This is a genomic window from Limnochordia bacterium (assembly GCA_023230925.1).
In the GTDB taxonomy this organism is placed as follows: domain Bacteria; phylum Bacillota; class Limnochordia; order DUMW01; family DUMW01; genus JALNWK01.
Genome location: JALNWK010000002.1, coordinates 74,398 through 91,594 on the forward strand (window position 1 = coordinate 74,398; position 17,197 = coordinate 91,594).

Annotated in this window: 14 protein-coding genes, 1 tRNA gene and 1 pseudogene; 1 reads left to right on the forward strand and 15 read right to left on the reverse strand. The window is 49.3% G+C overall.

The features are described from left to right. Positions 1–52: 52 nt before the first annotated feature. The 14 genes and pseudogenes from scfB to polA form a co-directional block, all read right to left on the reverse strand. Positions 53–1,426: a thioether cross-link-forming SCIFF peptide maturase gene (scfB, locus tag M0Q40_00815; protein MCK9221163.1), complete on the reverse strand. Its 1,374-nt coding sequence runs from the start codon at positions 1,424–1,426 to the stop codon at positions 53–55. Between the two features lie 118 nt (positions 1,427–1,544). Beyond that, positions 1,545–1,685 (reverse strand): annotated as a pseudogene (gene scfA, locus M0Q40_00820) (six-cysteine ranthipeptide SCIFF). Between the two features lie 26 nt (positions 1,686–1,711). Continuing rightward, positions 1,712–1,796, reverse strand: a tRNA-Leu gene (locus tag M0Q40_00825). A 245-nt stretch (positions 1,797–2,041) separates the two neighbouring features. After that, positions 2,042–3,205, reverse strand: coding sequence for a hypothetical protein (locus M0Q40_00830; protein ID MCK9221164.1), 1,164 nt, complete (start codon positions 3,203–3,205; stop codon positions 2,042–2,044). Positions 3,206–3,383: 178 nt separating this feature from the next. After that, positions 3,384–3,767 (reverse strand): hypothetical protein, encoded by a 384-nt coding sequence (locus M0Q40_00835; protein ID MCK9221165.1) that lies wholly within the window; start codon positions 3,765–3,767, stop codon positions 3,384–3,386. 82 nt (positions 3,768–3,849) lie between these two features. Then, the gene (locus tag M0Q40_00840; protein ID MCK9221166.1) at positions 3,850–4,140 is read right to left on the reverse strand and encodes a hypothetical protein; all 291 of its coding nucleotides are present in this window, start codon (positions 4,138–4,140) and stop codon (positions 3,850–3,852) included. A gap of 17 nt (positions 4,141–4,157) precedes the next feature. Then, entirely contained in the window at positions 4,158–4,337 is a 180-nt protein-coding gene (locus M0Q40_00845) for a hypothetical protein (protein MCK9221167.1), read from the reverse strand. Between the two features lie 352 nt (positions 4,338–4,689). Then, entirely contained in the window at positions 4,690–5,706 is a 1,017-nt protein-coding gene (locus tag M0Q40_00850) for a peptidoglycan DD-metalloendopeptidase family protein (GenBank protein MCK9221168.1), read from the reverse strand. Positions 5,707–5,825: 119 nt separating this feature from the next. Next, on the reverse strand, positions 5,826–7,325 hold the full coding sequence (locus tag M0Q40_00855) for an ABC transporter substrate-binding protein (GenBank protein ID MCK9221169.1): 1,500 nt from the start codon (positions 7,323–7,325) through the stop codon (positions 5,826–5,828). 68 nt (positions 7,326–7,393) lie between these two features. Next, positions 7,394–7,981: a lytic transglycosylase domain-containing protein gene (locus M0Q40_00860; GenBank protein MCK9221170.1), complete on the reverse strand. Its 588-nt coding sequence runs from the start codon at positions 7,979–7,981 to the stop codon at positions 7,394–7,396. Between the two features lie 12 nt (positions 7,982–7,993). Beyond that, positions 7,994–8,332: a methylglyoxal synthase gene (locus tag M0Q40_00865; protein ID MCK9221171.1), complete on the reverse strand. Its 339-nt coding sequence runs from the start codon at positions 8,330–8,332 to the stop codon at positions 7,994–7,996. Between the two features lie 16 nt (positions 8,333–8,348). Next, entirely contained in the window at positions 8,349–8,966 is a 618-nt protein-coding gene (gene coaE / locus M0Q40_00870) for a dephospho-CoA kinase (protein MCK9221172.1), read from the reverse strand. A 56-nt stretch (positions 8,967–9,022) separates the two neighbouring features. Beyond that, positions 9,023–9,865, reverse strand: a complete 843-nt coding sequence (gene mutM / locus M0Q40_00875; GenBank protein ID MCK9221173.1) for a bifunctional DNA-formamidopyrimidine glycosylase/DNA-(apurinic or apyrimidinic site) lyase — start codon at positions 9,863–9,865, stop codon at positions 9,023–9,025. A 15-nt stretch (positions 9,866–9,880) separates the two neighbouring features. Further along, entirely contained in the window at positions 9,881–12,571 is a 2,691-nt protein-coding gene (gene polA / locus M0Q40_00880; GenBank protein ID MCK9221174.1) for a DNA polymerase I, read from the reverse strand. Between the two features lie 206 nt (positions 12,572–12,777). Between polA and M0Q40_00885 the strand changes: the two genes are divergently transcribed. Further along, the gene (locus tag M0Q40_00885) at positions 12,778–13,977 is read left to right on the forward strand and encodes an S-layer homology domain-containing protein (protein ID MCK9221175.1); all 1,200 of its coding nucleotides are present in this window, start codon (positions 12,778–12,780) and stop codon (positions 13,975–13,977) included. 35 nt (positions 13,978–14,012) lie between these two features. On the opposite strand, the gene M0Q40_00890 is transcribed toward M0Q40_00885, so the two are convergent. Continuing rightward, positions 14,013–16,226 carry a vitamin B12-dependent ribonucleotide reductase gene (locus tag M0Q40_00890; GenBank protein MCK9221176.1) on the reverse strand — a complete coding sequence of 738 codons (2,214 nt, stop codon included), beginning with the start codon at positions 16,224–16,226 and terminating at the stop codon, positions 14,013–14,015. Positions 16,227–17,197 lie beyond the last annotated feature (971 nt).

Below are 17,197 nucleotides of genomic sequence, written 5' to 3' on the forward strand. Positions count from 1 at the left end.
GGGTACAGGTCCGCGGGGCTCCTTTCCAATAGACCTACTGATCCGCTAGCATCTACCGAAAACGATCACCAAAACTAGTTATGCCTTTCTCTGCGAGAACAGTCTGTACATAAATGGCATGCTCTAACCGGATACGCTGTAGATGACAACTCAGTTCATGGGGTATGGAGATACTTTTGTTATAATTCCAGGCATTGGCATGGCAACCTCCACCACAGTAAAACCGTGCCCAACATTGCTGACAAATAGGTTTTGTTAATATGTTATGAGCAGCAAATGCCTCGCCTATATCCGGCTTTGTTACACCATCTTTGATGTTACCCATGGCAAAATCATCTTTACCAACAAACTGATGGCATGGATAAATGTCTCCGTTGGGATCCACAGCCAGATACTCACACCCTGCAGAACAGCCACTGACCCGCTTAGCCAAGCAACTGCCCCCCTGTAGATCCAACTCAAAGTGGAAAAAGCGATAGCCCTTCCCCTGCAAGGAGTGTTGGATATAGTGATCTGTCAAACGATTGTACTCACTTTGCACCCGTCCTAGGTGGGACATGGTTATTGCATCGGGGTGCTCCTTATCTAGGACTACAGGCTCGAGGGAGATGTTTGTAAACCCTAGATCCAGAAGATGCTTCACATCTTCTAGAAAATCCAGGTTATGCACCGTGTAAGTACCCCGCAAGTAATACCGTTCATCGCCTAGGGCTTTCGCTAATTGCTGAAAGAAAGGCACAACCCGTTCATAGACCGATCCTTTCCCACTGACTCGCATCCGGTCATTTACTTCCTTGCGACCATCAAGACTTAACACCGCAGCAATGCCATGGGCAGCAAGAAACTCTATTTTCTCCGGATCAAGATCCCAACCATTAGTTGTGATCGTAAACAAAAGCTCCTTACCCAGCTCCTTGGCCCGCTTCTCGCCGTAGAGTACGGTTTGGACCAATACATTCCAACAGAGCAGGGGCTCTCCCCCAAAGAAGTCAATCTCTACAGGGTTCCGATCCTGGCAATTGGCTAAAAGAAAATCCACTGCTCCACGGGAAGTCTCCAGATCCATCATCGTGTTACCCTTGGTCAGGTGCCCTTGATTGGCAAAACAATAGCGGCAGGCTAGGTTGCAGTCATGGGCAATATTTAGGCAAAGGGCCTTAATACCCACCGGTGCACTCGTCTCTAACTGTGCCCTAAGCCCTTTATCCACGGTCTCAAAGGAGGCACCAAGTAGACCTTGATCACAAAGGACCCGTAGTTCCTTCCCTGCTTCAGAGTCTGGAAGTTCCCCTCCGGTTTTCACCCAGCGTTGGGCAAGTCCATAGGCTTCATCATCCAGCAGATGAATCGCACCACTGGTCCCATCTACAGCAAACTTTCGATTCATTGCACCGGTTCCCAATTGAAAAAGGTGGATGTTTTGCATCGTGCTCTCCCCCATTTTGGCAAAAAAAAAGAGGGGTTATCCCTCTTCTTCAAACACTAAGTAATAAACGGACCTACCCCACTAGATTTCGTTTTTGGGCTGGTCGTCGAATCCGTTCTTCTTTCTGTCGGCACACTTGGTTACCCACTGTGCAAGAGGTCTTGCAGGCCGATTGGCAGGATGCATGGCATTTGCCACATCCTGGGGCAACATGATTTACCAGCGAACCAACCAATGTCTTTACATGTCCTTGTTTCATCGCCGGTATCACTCCTTTATCACAGATGGTGCCCGGGACGAGATTTGAACTCGTACGGTGTAATCCACACGGCCCTCAACCGTGCGCGTCTGCCAATTCCGCCACCCGGGCAACTGATTCAACACTGATTATACAGGCAAACTAAGACATTGTCAACTGCTACAGCCGCAGATACAGGAGGAGAAAACCGCGGGGAAACACTCTCCCTATCGGACATTCATCGTCTTTGGCCCTTGCGCAATTGGGCTTCAGTCGGCGGGGGCAGGCGAGTGAATAGCAATCATCCCCACGCCCCTTTCATCAGAGATAGGGCTATCCTCCTGAGATTCACTTCCTCGCTACCAAAGGCGCCCAGGCTACTTATCTCTGATGACACCACCGGCTGACTCAGAACACTTCATTAAGTATTCCTGTGCGAAACTAGGTGAGCCATCGGGTCGAATCAGCCACCAACCTCGTAAATCTTCGGCCGCCAGAATCGTTTCAGGGGGTAGTGTATACCGATCAAGGTGCTTCGGTTCATTGCAGAACAACTCCCACTGCAAAACATAGGGGATATCTAGGGCTAGGCATACACCCATCACTTGATCCCAGAAGCTTTCTATGGTTTGTCGCTCCTTCTCGGACTCAGGACACCCCACTTCCCCTATATATACCTGATTGGTACCATAGGTGCTACTAGGCCTAGCACACTGTCGGATCATCTCAATGGCGTGCCACAGACTCACCGGTAGATCACCCAAGGCATCGTAGCAGGAATAGGATACCAGATCCAGGTCAACATGGGGTATTACATGGGTCATCACCGTGGGAATACCCAAAAGAGCATCGTATACCTTGTTGACTTCGGCGGCATACAGGACTTGGCACTTCGTGGTCACAACTTCGGCCCGGGCCCGATCCACGCCCCGCTGCCGGGCCCTATACCAACGTACCATGCCCTCACAGCGCCTTAGCGCATCCTCCGGTACAGGATTCCACGACTCACCAATTCCCCGCAACATCCAGTCTCCTTCCCAGTTCTGCAAAATAAAGGTAAGATGGCGGTTTCGATAGGTTTCCAGTAGGTGTTTTGTTAACCGATAGAACTCCTCTTCTTCCCTAGTATAGTAGGCATCGTTACCCTCCGGACCATGTATCCAGGAGTTCCCCTGGGCAGTAAACACCTCCAAGACAAAGGTGCGAAAATCCATGGCGAAGGCCTGCTCGTAGTAGGGCATCTGGGCGACATCAACCAGTGTTGTTTCCCGGGTAAAAGACGGCCATGTAGAGTTATATGTATAACCGGGTAGTCCCTGGGCCGAAAACCAAATCTTTGCGACCCTGTACCCGAGCTGGTGCATAACCTCCAGACCTTCAAGTAGATAGGGTTTATCTGTCAGATGGTACCATCCATCATAGTGAGTACATCCTATGCGTTCGGTTATGTCTTGGGTAATAATCCCCCCCTCCATCGGCCGAGCCAACTGGACTCTTTCAAGTATTTCCTCATCGCTGGTTAAAGAAAACTGCTTATACATAATGATTCCCTCCAAGCAGTCGTTGTTGGTACCAAGAAAAGCCCTATACCATGGGTTACTCTTTCGACTAACTTACGTTTGAGACCTGTTACTTCCAGTCATATTATAGGGAGATGTATCCTACCCCGGCTCATGTTTTGGCCTTCTTTAGCAGCTCTTTGTCATCGGCCTCCACGGTTTAATCTAGCCAGGCGTCAAAGACCGCCTCGATGTTCTCCTGCGGGACATCATTGCCCCATTCACATTGGGCGATTACGCCACCTTGACCATAGTCCAGGGCTTTGCGTACTCTAGCCACAGCGGCCTTTACTTCCTTGGGACCTTGGAAGGGTAAAATGTGTTGGCGATCAATTTCACCCCAGAAGGTAATCTGCCCCCGATATCTGGCCCCAGTTTCCTCGATGTCCATACAGAAAAGTTGGGCATTCAGCGCATCAACACCTAGTTCAATTAGAACGGGGATGATCTGTTCAATATGACCGTCGGAATGAAAGAACACGTATTTGCCGACCTTTTCGAGTATATCACGGGGGATATAAGTAGACTCCGTTGAGTCCCCCAATCATCCATGAAGGAGACGGCATCCACCTTCATTGCTGCCCACATTTCTATTTTCACCACAATGAACCTATGCACTCTATCTTTTAAGCTGTGAAACTCCGGACAATCATAGGCCAAATCAAGAAAAAGGTCTCGCTGCCCCGTAGAAACTGCAACCTCTCAAAGGGCCGTACAGTTGTACTCGCCTTCACGACCTTTGTGCTAGTCTCACAGAACCGATCCACTTCACTAAGATCTGCGTTCTTCAGTATCTCCCAAGGCACATGCAAGTCGTCTTTGGGGTTCTCGAGTATGGGTTCCTTGACTTCCCCGATGACACCCGCTTCCGCTACGGTAAAGGTGCAACCCGACTCATCAGTATACTGACCTACCATCCCTGGTACACCCTTACTTAGTAGTCCCGGCCCGTATCTTGCCGGGGCCCAGCAAAATCCAAGGGATACTTCGCACATACCTCTGCAAGCTCTTGGGGTCTAAACATTTGCACCCCCGGTAAAATCCACAGTTCCCTTGGCACCCAATCCACAGCCTGAAACTCGAGGGTTCTACGGACACGTTCTCTACTGTCCACTAAACGACACCCCTTTCGGATTATATGAATCCACGCAGGGAGAGACCCCTTGCCACAAAAGCTAAACCCTTCCATACATATACCTTAGTCATCCCCATGAAGGACTCCCACCTAGCCCGTGCGTTTTCTATTCCCCGATTATTTGTTCCGGCCAAGGCACGGCAAGTTTATTCCTGGGATCTGCCATGTTCTATTGTTAAGGACCTTGGGAAGCCAACGAAATATGCCCGTTTTCTCCTTGTTAACCAGAAAACGGGCATTAATGTATCGTACCTATTGAGCTTGTATCGCGGGCGCGCGGTCCCTGCCAAAACCTATTGGGACACAAGCCCCGCTCCAGCTACCATAGCAGCTAGTTAATCAACCAGTTTGTCGGATCTACATAATCACCGTCAATCTTAATTGAAAAGTGCAAGTGAGGACCAGTACTAGTCCCTGTATTACCGCTCAGTGCAACGACATCCCCCCGGTTAATCCGGGCACCGACTTTAACCTGGAGCTTGGAATTGTGTGCATACAATGTCTCGATCCCATCACCGTGATCGATAACCACCGTGTACCCAAATCCGCCCATCCAACCACTCCAAGTGACCACTCCTCCTGCGGCCGCCCTCACCTTAGTCCCGGTAGGTACAGCAATGTCAATGCCATTATGAAAGTCGTCAACGTTCTTGAGTGGGTGTATCCGCGGACCAAAGGGAGAGGAGATCCGGCCTGTCACCGGCCAGCTCATTTGCATCCGTCTAACACTAGCATCAGACCCTGAACCAGGGATAATCAAGGTTTTTCCCACAGGAAGGGTCCTAGGATTTGCTATACTATTAGCAGTAGCAAGGGCCTCTATCGTAGTATTGTACTGCTTAGCGATAGAATAGAGACTATCACCTTTGGCTACTACATAGACCCGGTCCGAAACGTCACCCCCTGCATAGGAGCGATCGATCCGCAGGATCTGACCAATCCGCAAAATATCACTCTTGAGCCGGTTTCGTTCTTTAATCGCCTGTACGGTAGTCTGAAACTCCCGGGCTAAATCCCAGAGGGTATCACCCGGTCTTACCACATACTCGACATATCCCCGCACTTCCCCCAAGACTGCAAAGGTCTTAGGTCCAGCAATGCCATCGGCCTTCAGATTGAAATCCGCCTGAAATATCTTCACCGCATTCTTGGTTTGGGCCCCAAACACACCGTCCGGTTCCACCGCGTATCCAAGCTCCGCCAGACGCCGCTGAAGCTCCATTACATCTGAACCCTTCATGCCCTGTTCTAAGACTCTATTCTCAAATCCGTAGGTTGTCCCGGTAGCCACAACGAGGAGTAACAATAACCCCGTGATACGGAACAGCTGCTTTCTTCGCAAAGACAAAGGTTTTTCCCCCTTTGAGGTTGTGGTCCTTCATACCTGCAGCATTTGCCGGAATTTGACTCCTTGCATATTCTTACCTAGCATGCCATCTCTGCCGAAAGATTATACCTAACCTGGTTCTAAGGCACGAAATGTAGGCCTGCAAAGGACCAAAACCCTCCACCGTCATTAAAGTACCGTGCGACTTTGGAATTGACACTATATGCAACCCCGTCCCCTGCATAAAAAAGAGGTAGCAGAGGTAGCTCCTCCTGCCAGACTCTTTCAAGCTCAGCCTGGATGTCGTAGACATTGGCTAGCTCAAAGGATGCTAGGAGCATCTTGACCAAATAATCGTATCTCTCCTGTTCAAAACCACTCACATTCGGCCCAAATTGACCAATTGTCCCTGAATAGAGTAATTCGACCAAGTGCATCGGAAACCCTTGTTGAATCTTCCATCCATAAATTAGTAAATCATAGTCATAACTGCAAAACACCGGTTCTATTAGTGCTGCAATATCGCCCTGACGAACATCTACTTTAACTCCAAGCTCTTCAAGCTCCTTGATCAGGCCCAGGGCGAAGACATAGCGCAAAGACTCTTCATTCTCCGTCATGATGACAAGCTTCAGATTTCCGACAGCCTCTCCCCCAGGGCCAATAAGTGCACCGTCATTATCCCATGTATATCCACCGTGCTTGAGAATGCTTCGGGCACTTTCCTTAGGAAAGGACAGTGGAATAGGTCCCCGTCCTGTTTGTTGAACTAGGCCCGTTAGCAGTTCAGCGGCCATAGCCCCAACGGCTCGCCGAAAGGCAAGATCATCTCCGGGGCTTTGTCGCAGATTAAAGACAAGCAGGCGGATCCGATCAGTGAAATTCATCGCCCCTTTGGCTAGAGCATCTGTTGCCATCCTTCCAAGAAAAAGGTCAATGTCTCCCCGTCTAAAGGCTTCCTCGGCGTCCTTATCATTCACTTGCTTAAACAATATTCCCGATACATGGGGCCCTACAATGCCATCGTCAATAGTCCATCCATTGGCATGGTACCACCAGTTGCGACGCACCGTCAGATAACTATCTCCCAGCTTATCATTAAACATAAAGGGACCCGTGCCTATGATTTTCTGTACTCCCACAGGACCATGTTCTGCAAAGGAACTTGGGTAAATCGGTAGGGAGAATATTTTCAGTAGATATCCGGCCTTTTCCCTGTTAACAATTAGAAAAAACTCATAGTCATCTCTCATCCCCAGGGAGGTGATCACTTCACACCACAGGGAGCTTAGGGGATGTATGGGGTTTAGATACACCTCACTTAGAGTATAAAGGACATCCTCCGCCAAGAAGGCTTTACCATCGTGCCATCTTATTCCCCTACGGAGCGGAATAGACAGATGGATTTTGTCCCCAACCGTTAACACCGTCGGAAAATCAGCGGCCAACCAGGGCATCATCTTAGAGCTATCGGGACTCAATCGGTACAAGCTATCAAAAAAGAGCTCAAAAAAGGCAGCTTCAGCACCAGTGTATGACCGGAAGGGATCAAAGGAGTCTGGGACCTGCTCAATCCCAACCTTGACAACACTCTGGGCACAAGCCTCCAGGGATGAGTACAAGGACACAAAGATCGCCAAGCATACAAGCAACCTGTTCAGAAAGCGAGGTCTATGCACTATCGTTGATATTGCCATGGCTTTCCCCTCTAGTTCCCTCCTACCGCAGAAAAAGGCCATTTCCCCCGGTAGACATAGTTGTACCAATCCCGTACCCGCACCACCCGGCGCACAAATTCCCTAGTCTCACCGAAGGGTATTTGATCAACATCGGTTACACGCCCGGACCAGGTATTGTCCGTTAACCAACGGGCTACATTCCCTCGACCAGCGTTATATGCTGCCAGTACTACCACATCACTAGAACCGAACTCCCTATACAGGCTAGCCAGATACCAAGTCCCCATTAGAATGTTTATGCTCGGTATCGACAACATATCCTCATCAAAACCAGTTAGTCCAATTTCTGAGGCAATCCATTGGGCCGTATCGGGCATGATCTGCATCAAACCCCGGGCTCCCCTCGGGGAAATGGCCTCAGGGTTTATCCGACTTTCTATATACATCACTGCATAGACTAAGAAAGGATCAAGCCCGTGTTTCTCTGCGTAAAAAGCGATTTTATCACCATAACTAATCGGATAGATCCTTTGGAGTAGCCATCGTAGCTGCCCAATAACCAATAACAGTATAAGGAATATTACAAACCAACGCCACAGGCGGGATCCCCCTTTCAAGGGCCTCTACCTCTACAAACCCATTTGGTGCACCCGGATCGCATCCACCAGTAAATCCGCGGTGGCTCTATTGGTCGCCAAAGGTACATTATGTACGTCACATACACGGAGTAGAGCTGTTATGTCTGGTTCATGGGGCTGCGCCGTAAGGGGATCCCGCAGGAAAATCACCGCATGCACAGTACCACTAGCCACCGCTGCTCCGATCTGCTGGTCACCGCCAAGGGGGCCGGAGTTCATGCGCTCCACAGACAGGCCAACTTGCTCCTGGATGATCTTTCCTGTGGTTCCCGTAGCCACCAAATTGCACTTAGCAAACACTTCCTTATGAGCTTCTACAAAACCTACCATTTCATCCTTCTTACGATCATGAGCAATGAGTGCGATTCGCAATTTCCTTTAACTCCTTCCATAGAGCGTCCACCTGGGCCTTGAGCTGCTCGATACTCCCGGTGTTATCCACAACATAGTCCGCTAGGGCACGCTTTTTCTCGATGGGCATTTGAGCCTTAAGCCTTAGTTTGGCTACTTTCTCATCAAATCCATCCCTATGCATCAATCGCTCCAGTTGTTTCTCGTAGGGAGCATAAACCAAGACAACCAGATCAACCATATCTCCCAGGTTATTCTCATACAACAAGGGAATATCTACAATCACAGGCAACTGCGAATTTGAGGTGTGCTCCCTAATCTCCTGTTGCATTTGAGCCAGGATATAAGGATGGGTGATCTCCTCTAGTTTGAGACGTAGGGCCGGGTTAGAAAACACAATCTCTCCTAGCTTCTTCCTATTCAGACTGCCGTCACTAAATAACACCTCAGGGCCAAAGCTCTGCATAATAGCCTTCAAAGCTGGTTGATCCCTTTCAACCACCTTCCGGGCAATGATATCGCAATCCACTAAGGGAGCTCCTAAGGTTTTCAAGTAAGCCGCTACTGTACTCTTGCCTGAGGCAATTCCTCCTGTTAACCCAACTACAAGCACACGTTCTCCCCCTGCCTAATGCATTCTTATTCCACCAATAACCTCCAAATTCCTGCCTATCCTTTTTCTGGCTGACATTGGGGACAGAAATAGGTACCACGCCCTCCTACTTTGATCCGACAGATGGTTGTGCCACAGGTGGGGCAAGGCTTTTGGTTACGACCATAGACCTGCAGATGCTCCTGATACCCACCTTGTCGTCCAACAGCATCTACATAATCCGAAATACTCGTACCACGGTAGTAGATACCTTCCTTGAGCACTTGCCTAATGCTTTGGTATAACACCTGCATATCTTGTTCTGTAAGATCACATACCGCTCTTTCTGGATGGATCCGGGCTCGGTGCAGAATCTCATCGGTATAGATATTACCAAGACCTGCAATATGACGCTGATCCAATAAGAAGGGTTTGATCCGGGTACTTCGACCAGCTAGAAGCTCTTTGAACCCTTCTAAACTAAAGGATTTACCTAGAGGCTCACAACCAAGGGTTGTAAACCCTCCTGTTTGGGCATCCTTTGCCCTACAGCCGGGGGGGATCCAATATACTGTACCGAACTTGCGCTGATCTATGAGCCGTAACTGGTTACCATCGGAAAGATCAAAGAAGAAGCTTAGGTGCTTCTCATGTGCCCTATCTGCCTTACAGACCACCATTTGTCCGGTCATCCGCAGGTGAACTACCATACATCCCCCTGGGGTAAAGCCAAACATTAAGTACTTCCCCCGCCGACTGACATTACAGAAAGTCCGCTCGACTAGCTCATTTTGGAACACCAGTAACTCAACATTGTGTAACACCTTGTCATTGATCACCGACACTGCTATAACTTGTCTACCAATGAGTTTGGGCCGCAAACCTTGAACAATCGTCTCTACTTCCGGTAATTCAGGCACCCTCACAAGTCCTCCCTAGATAGTATAGGGCTTAGTATCAGCCCAGTTAGGACCCACATTAAGTTCAACTTTCAGGGGCACCGCTAAAGGATAGACATGCTCCATGACCTTGGTCACAAGCACCGCAAGTTCATGGAGATCACTTTTGGCCACATCAAAAACAAGCTCATCGTGCACCTGTAGCAACATGTCCCCTTGTAGGGAAGAGGACTTCAAGGCACCATGGAGTCGAACCATCGCCAGTTTAATAATATCCGCGGCAGAACCTTGGATAGGGGTGTTCATTGCCATCCGCTCGGCAAAAGACCTAGTCGTATAATTCCTACTGTTGATCCCCTCAAGGAAACGCAATCGTCCAAAGATCGTCCGCACATACCCTTTCCGTTTGGCCTCCTGCACAGTCTTGTCTAAGTAATCCTTTACCCCAGGGTACTTCGCGAAATAACGATCAATAAACTCCTGGGCATCCCTGCGATCGAGCCCGGTATTTCGGGAGAGGCCGAAGCTAGAGATCCCATAGATAATCCCGAAGTTGATCGCCTTTGCTTGGTTTCGCATTTCATCGGTAACCGCATCAAGGGGAACCTCAAAGATCTCAGCCGCCGTACGCTTATGAATATCCTGTTGTTGCTCAAAGGCATTGATCAAAGTCTGGTCCCCGGATACATGGGCGAGAATACGCAACTCGATCTGGGAGTAATCTGCCGATAGGAAAACACGATCCTGGGATTGGGGAACAAAGGCCCTGCGGATCTTGCGGCCTTCCTCGGTTCGTACAGGGATGTTCTGTAGATTCGGATTGGTGCTACTTAATCGTCCTGTAGCCGTCACCACCTGGTTATAACTAGTGTGCAACCTCCCGGTTTTGGCATCTACTAATTGGGGCAAAGCATCAACATAAGTAGACTTCAGTTTCGCCAGTTTCCTATACTCCACTAGAAACCTAGCAATTTCATGGTGCTCGGCAAGCTCCACTAAAACCTCATGACTGGTGGAGGGTCCCGTCTTGGTCTTCTTCACCACCGGCAATCCCAGACGGTCAAAGAGAATCTCCGCCAGTTGTTTTGGTGAGTTAAGATTAAAACGTTCACCTGCTAGCATGTAGATAGCCTCGGAAAGATCAAAAAGAAGCCGATCCATTTGTTCTGAGAGTTCATTAAGGAAATCTACGTCAAGACAGATGCCTGCCCGTTCCATAGCTTGCAGTACCTCGATCAGGGGCATTTCCATCTCCAGAAACAGATTGGTCATTTCCAGCCGCTCAAGCTCCTGCTTAAGGCGACGGGCCAAGGGAGGAATAATAGACATCCGCAGCTGTGCTAGTTCCGCCAAGGACGAAGGGGAAAGCTCCCACAGACAATCCTTCAGCGGGGAATGATAGACATCACAAAATCTAGTACCCAATTGGAGAAGACCATAGTTATTCTCACCGGGATTACACAAATACCCGGCCACCATCAAATCCCTTAGGTCTCCTTTTAACAGTATGTCATGCTCTTTTAATATGAGAAGGATACTCTTTAAGTCATGGCAGTACTTGGTATTCCCTTCCTCAAGCACCTCAGTCAGGGGACCAAGTTGCTCAGATAGACTCCCCTGGCCAGTCAAAGGACAGAAGAAGATCTGGTTGGCAATGGCAAAGGACACTCCCCCCACATAGCTATCCCAAATACCACGACCTGGTCGCTCCTGCCAAAGGAGGTCAAGAAACAACTCCTCTGCTCCTTCTAGCCTAGCGGCCGCTTTACTCTTGTCTTGTTCCGTCATCAAAACCTCAAGGCTTGGAACCGCCGGACTTGAAAACAGTGTGGTTTGGGCACTCTCCTCCTGTTGGGGAAGCAGATCCAGAAGAACATTGAAATCCAGGCGAATAAACAGTTCCCGGAGTCTGTCATAGTCCGGTTCTCCCTGCCAACAGCATTCCTGCGGATCCAGTTCAAAGGGGGCATCTGTATCGATCGTAGCCAGTTCCTTGCTCAGTCTGGCCAGATCTTCATGTTCTGCAAGGTTTTTTCGTACCCGGGGTGAAAGCTCCTCCCGGTGCGCGATAATCTCATCAATATTCGCATATTGATTTAGCAGTTTCACCGCGGTCTTCTCCCCGATACCCGGCACACCGGGAATATTATCGCTGGGATCTCCCATGAGGCCCTTAAGATCCGCTACCTGAACTGGAAGTACCCCTAGTTTCTCCTTTACCCCCTCAGAGTCCAAAAGCTCCATGTCGGTAATTCCCCTGCGGGTAAGGAGCGCTTTCACGGAATCATTGACCAATTGAAGACAATCCTTATCCCCCGTGACCAAGAAGACTTCAAAGTCCTGTTTGCTGGCCCTTTTGGCCGCAGTCCCGATCAAGTCATCGCCTTCGAAGCCACTGACCTCCAGGATAGGTATGCCAAAGCCAGCAACAACTTCCTTGGCCAACCCAATCTGAGGTCTTAATTCCTCTGGCGTGGCTTTTCGATTAGCTTTATAATCTTCATAGGCTTCATGTCTGAAGGTCGGGCCATGATGATCAAAGGCTACTGCGATCGCACCAGGCTTGTACTCATCAAGAAGGCGCCAAAGCATCCGGGTAAATCCGAGCACTGCGTTGGTAGGCTCACCCTTAGCATTGGTGAGAAGGGGAATAGCATAAAACGCCCGGTGGATTAGACTATGCCCGTCTATCAGCATAAAACTCTTCTTTGGTCTTGCTTCATCCATGTTATCAATGATCCTCTCTGCTGTTTGCCTTTATTATACCAGAGTTCTGGTACAGTTGACAGTATGCCCCCCTTACCGCCAATCCTGCCGAAATATGGTCAAGATGGCGCAATGCAACTTCTGTACCGGAAAGTACTGCAAGGAATTCAATGTATAGTACTGAATTATGTAATATGTTTTAATCCGATTAGAGGGAGTGTTAAGGATTGCGCAAGCTAAGCCTATTTCTAATATGCATTATCTTAATCATAACCAGCAGCTTGGCCAGTGCAGACGAATTAGTGGAAAGCACCGTGGACTATGCTGACCACTGGGCCAAGATGTATATTACTGAAGCCATCGAGTCCGGGATCTTAACCCCGGTCTCCCCGGGACAATTCTACCCGGATCAACCAATTACCAGAGGGGATCTCGCAGGGGCCCTAGCCCGGGCCCTGAATGTTGCTCCTTCTAGTAATAGCAGTTTTGTGGATACAAAGGAGCATCCAGATCACAAGCTTATCGCCGGGCTTGCACAAGAGGAACTGCTAAGTAATACGAAGGAACAGTTTAGGCCCTTCGAAGCCATTACACGACAAGAGGCCGTGTCCATGATCAACGGATGCTTCAAACTAGGGCTTGCAGACGAGACAGACACCGAACAGCAGACCTCTATTTTCGTTGATCTAGATCCAAGTCATTCTGCCTTCCGCCAGGCGAAAATAGCCGATGTTTTGGGAGTCCTGCCTCCTACCTTTGTAGGACGTTTTCAGCCGGACCTGCCTCTAACAAGGGCAGAGGCCGCGGCTATGTTGAACAATGTTAGGCAGCTGCGACCAATCCACGGAGAGATCAAAGAGATGGATCAAGGAAGCGGCACCATCACCGTTACTACCAGAGAAGGCGAAGAGGCCCAGGTAAGCATTTCGCCCCAGACCCTGGTTTATCGAAACAACGCCCAAACTGATCTACAGAACCTCAAGAAGCAAGACAAGATCTATGCTGTGGAGGATCGGTTTGGTCAGACTAAGGTAGTTAAGGCCTTCGGGATCATCACACCCCAGGATCTGCTCAGCCGGGTATCGGGGATGACCCAGGGAATATTAACACCCACACAGGTTAGTGAGCTAGTAAGCGGTAATTGGGACCAAGCCTTGGAGGGAATGGCCGGCAATCTTTCCAGTAATATTTTTAGCGAACTAACTGAACTGGGTTTCCCCAAAGAGGAAGTTAGTCAACTACAGAATCAGGATTGGGAAGCCCTAGAGCAGACCGCAAAAAAGGAGATCTACCAGACGGTGGGAGATAACCTCAAATTACCTGAGGAAATGGTTAATGCCGCTGCCAATGAAGACTGGGCAGCACTAGGAGACTTTGCCAAGCTGCACCTAGCAGCGGCATTGCTTTCTCGACTGGGAGTCATGTAAAAGGGAGCCAGGGAATACTCCCTGGCTGCTTTTAATCATCCACATTTGGTATAGCCACAGGCCATACAAGTCACACAACCACTTTCATGTTTGACATGTCCACCGCATTCAGGGCAAGCCCCCATCCGGTTATCTACATCCTCCATGCTAGCTGCCGCAGCTTCTTCCCCGTTTTCCAGTTTCAGGTAATGGTGCAACACAATGGCAATTGCATCGGGACATGATAGGACTGGGGTTTGGCCCTGCCATGCGGGATTGGGACACCGGATACTCCGTAACTGGAAGTAAATCTCCTGGGGCTCCACTCCTGCCCGAAGGGCTAAGGAAACTAGACGGGCGATGGCCTCGGACAAAGCAGAGGCACACCCGCCACCCTTACCGATAGCGGTAAATAACTCACAGATACCTTCTTCGTCCCTGTTGATTGTTACATAAAGATTCCCACACCCGGTGCGGATCTTCTCGGTGCACCCTAGGGTCACATTGGGCCTTTTCCGGGGTTTGGCCCCGGCTTTCTGCTGGGTCGCTGGCTCTTGCTTGCTGTCTTTACCCTTTACCAGAACCTCGGACTCACGGCTACCACTCCGATAGACCGTCACACCCTTACATCCTAGTTCGTAGGCAAGGACAAATACCTTGCGAATGTCATCTTTGGTGGCTTCATTGGCAAAGTTCACCGTCTTGCTCACAGCATTATCGGTGAACTCCTGGAAGGCAGCCTGTACTCGAATGTGCCATTCGGGAGAAATATCATGGGCTGTGACAAACAACCGACGGAGCCTTTGGGGGATCTCTTCGATATCCTTAATAGAACCTGTCTTGGCCACTTGATCAATCAGTTCGGTACTATAGAGGCCTTCGTCTTTCATAAACTGGGCAAAGACTTCATTGACCTCAGTTAGTCTGTCATCATCCATGACGTGCCGGGTAAAAGCTAGGGCAAATAGGGGTTCAATGCCGCTTGAGGTGTTAGCGATAATACTGATGGTACCCGTAGGTGCAATGGTAGTGATGGTGGCATTACGCAGTTTGGGGCCATCGGGGGTATCAAAGACACTGCCTGGATAGTTTGGAAATACCCCCCGTTTCTCTGCTAAGGCACTTGATGCCTTCCTTCCTTCATCGCGAACAAACCGCATTACTTCTCGGGCGGTTTCTACCGCCTCCTCGGAGTTGTAGGGGATACCTAGATAGATAAGCATTTCCGCAAAGCCCATCACGCCAAGGCCGATCTTGCGGTTAGCCTTGGTCATCTGTTCGATCGCCGGCAGAGGATACTTATTGGCATCGATCACGTTATCTAGGAAATGAACAGCCAGATGTACGGTTTGTCCAAGTTTATCGTAATCTATGGAACCATCTTTGACCATTTTGGCAAGGTTAATTGAGCCGAGATTACAGGACTCATTGGGCAATAAGGGCTGTTCCCCACAGGGATTTGTGCTTTCAATCTCACCAATATGAGGTGTCGGATTGTCCTTGTTAATCCGGTCCAAGAAGACGATTCCTGGCTCGCCGTTGCCCCAGGCCATTTCAACGATAAGGTCAAATACCTCTCTGGCTTTGATCATCTGGACTACCTTACCGTCCCGGGGATTGTTCAGAGCATATTCCTCATCGGCAATAACTGCCTTCATGAATTCTTCGGTTAAGCCTACGGATAGGTTGAAATTAGTAATATCCTCGTTATCTCTCTTACAGGTAATAAATTCGAGGATGTCCGGGTGATCGCACCGGAGGATACCCATATTAGCTCCCCGTCTTGTACCGCCTTGTTTGACGGCTTGGGTACTGGCATCAAAGACTTTCAGAAAAGAGATGGGACCACTGGCGATCCCCCCGGTGGTGGCCACCAGATCATTACGGGGGCGCAAGCGGGAAAAACTAAAACCGGTACCCCCTCCGGTTTTGTGCACAAGGGCAGTATTCTTGAGGGTCTCAAATATGCTTTCCATGGAATCCTCAATAGGCAATACAAAGCAGGCCGATAGCTGCTGCAACTCTCTCCCCGCATTCATCAAGGTGGGTGAATTAGGTAGAAACTCCAAGGAAGTCATCATGGCATAGAACTCTTCACTTAGGGCCGCTGCCGCCTTTTTGCTGACACCATAGACCCTGTGCTCCACATCAGCTATGTTATCCGCCACCCGCCTGAAAAGCTCCTCAGGTGTCTCGACTATATCCTGACCAACGCGTTTTAGATATCGTCGTTCTAAGACTGTAATGGCATTTTTGGATAGTTGAACCACTTATGAACGCCCCCAAACATACTATATGTAGTGCTAAGTCAATTGTATGATACCAGATGTGGTAGTGTCCAGAGGGATAATTGGTAGTAACATGTCCATTAACTCCACCTATCCTAAGGGTACTCCTTTTTTCTGGTTCAATCGCAGGGGGCTGGAAAAGGGGCATCCTTCACCCTAATCGGCGAAGGATGCCAATCCTTACTTATTCTTCGATCTTACAAACGTATCCCGGGAGCTGCAGTCCGGGCACTTGGCAGGCTTTCGTCCAGGTTTTTCACACCCGCAACTGGTACATTTCCAGATCGCCACCTATTGCACCTCCTTCAGGGCAAAACTATCGTACCACACTCGTATTTTACCCAAGACGGATATACTTAAACGAAAGAATAGATATCCCAACCAGGTTCGCCTTTAGGGAAAAATGGGTTTACCGAAAGCCGATCCCGGATTTACGGTGTTTTTGCACAGCAGTAAACACCATCGGATTGAGCCCATGTACCAGCTCTTACGTAAACTAAGATAAAGACTACCTTGCCAAAAATGGCCACTTCTTTCGGTTCCGTTTGTTCTGCGTACCCCGCAGCATAGGCCCTTCCTGCCGATCTATTTGTGCCTATGCCGCAGCCAATATACGTTCTCGTTCATTCTAAGGGGACTCTTGCTACCTTTTTCCAGAGTAACACAGAACAGTAATGCACACCCGTGCTACAGAAAGAGTGGTACCCGGTCACCTGGACCTTCTCCTAAACGGGTAGTGGAAAATCAAGCTGTGATGCTGCCATATCTTCAAGAAAATATGCTTAGACCTGTGACCACAAACGCATCCCAATTCACAGGCTCAACGAAAGTGAATACTGCGCTCACTCAGAGCCATCATTCCGTTTGAGTTGAGCCACCCTCTCGGTGAAAACTGAGCCACCTTCACGCTCAAAGTTGAGCCACCTACTTGGACAATTAATCGATTTGAGCTC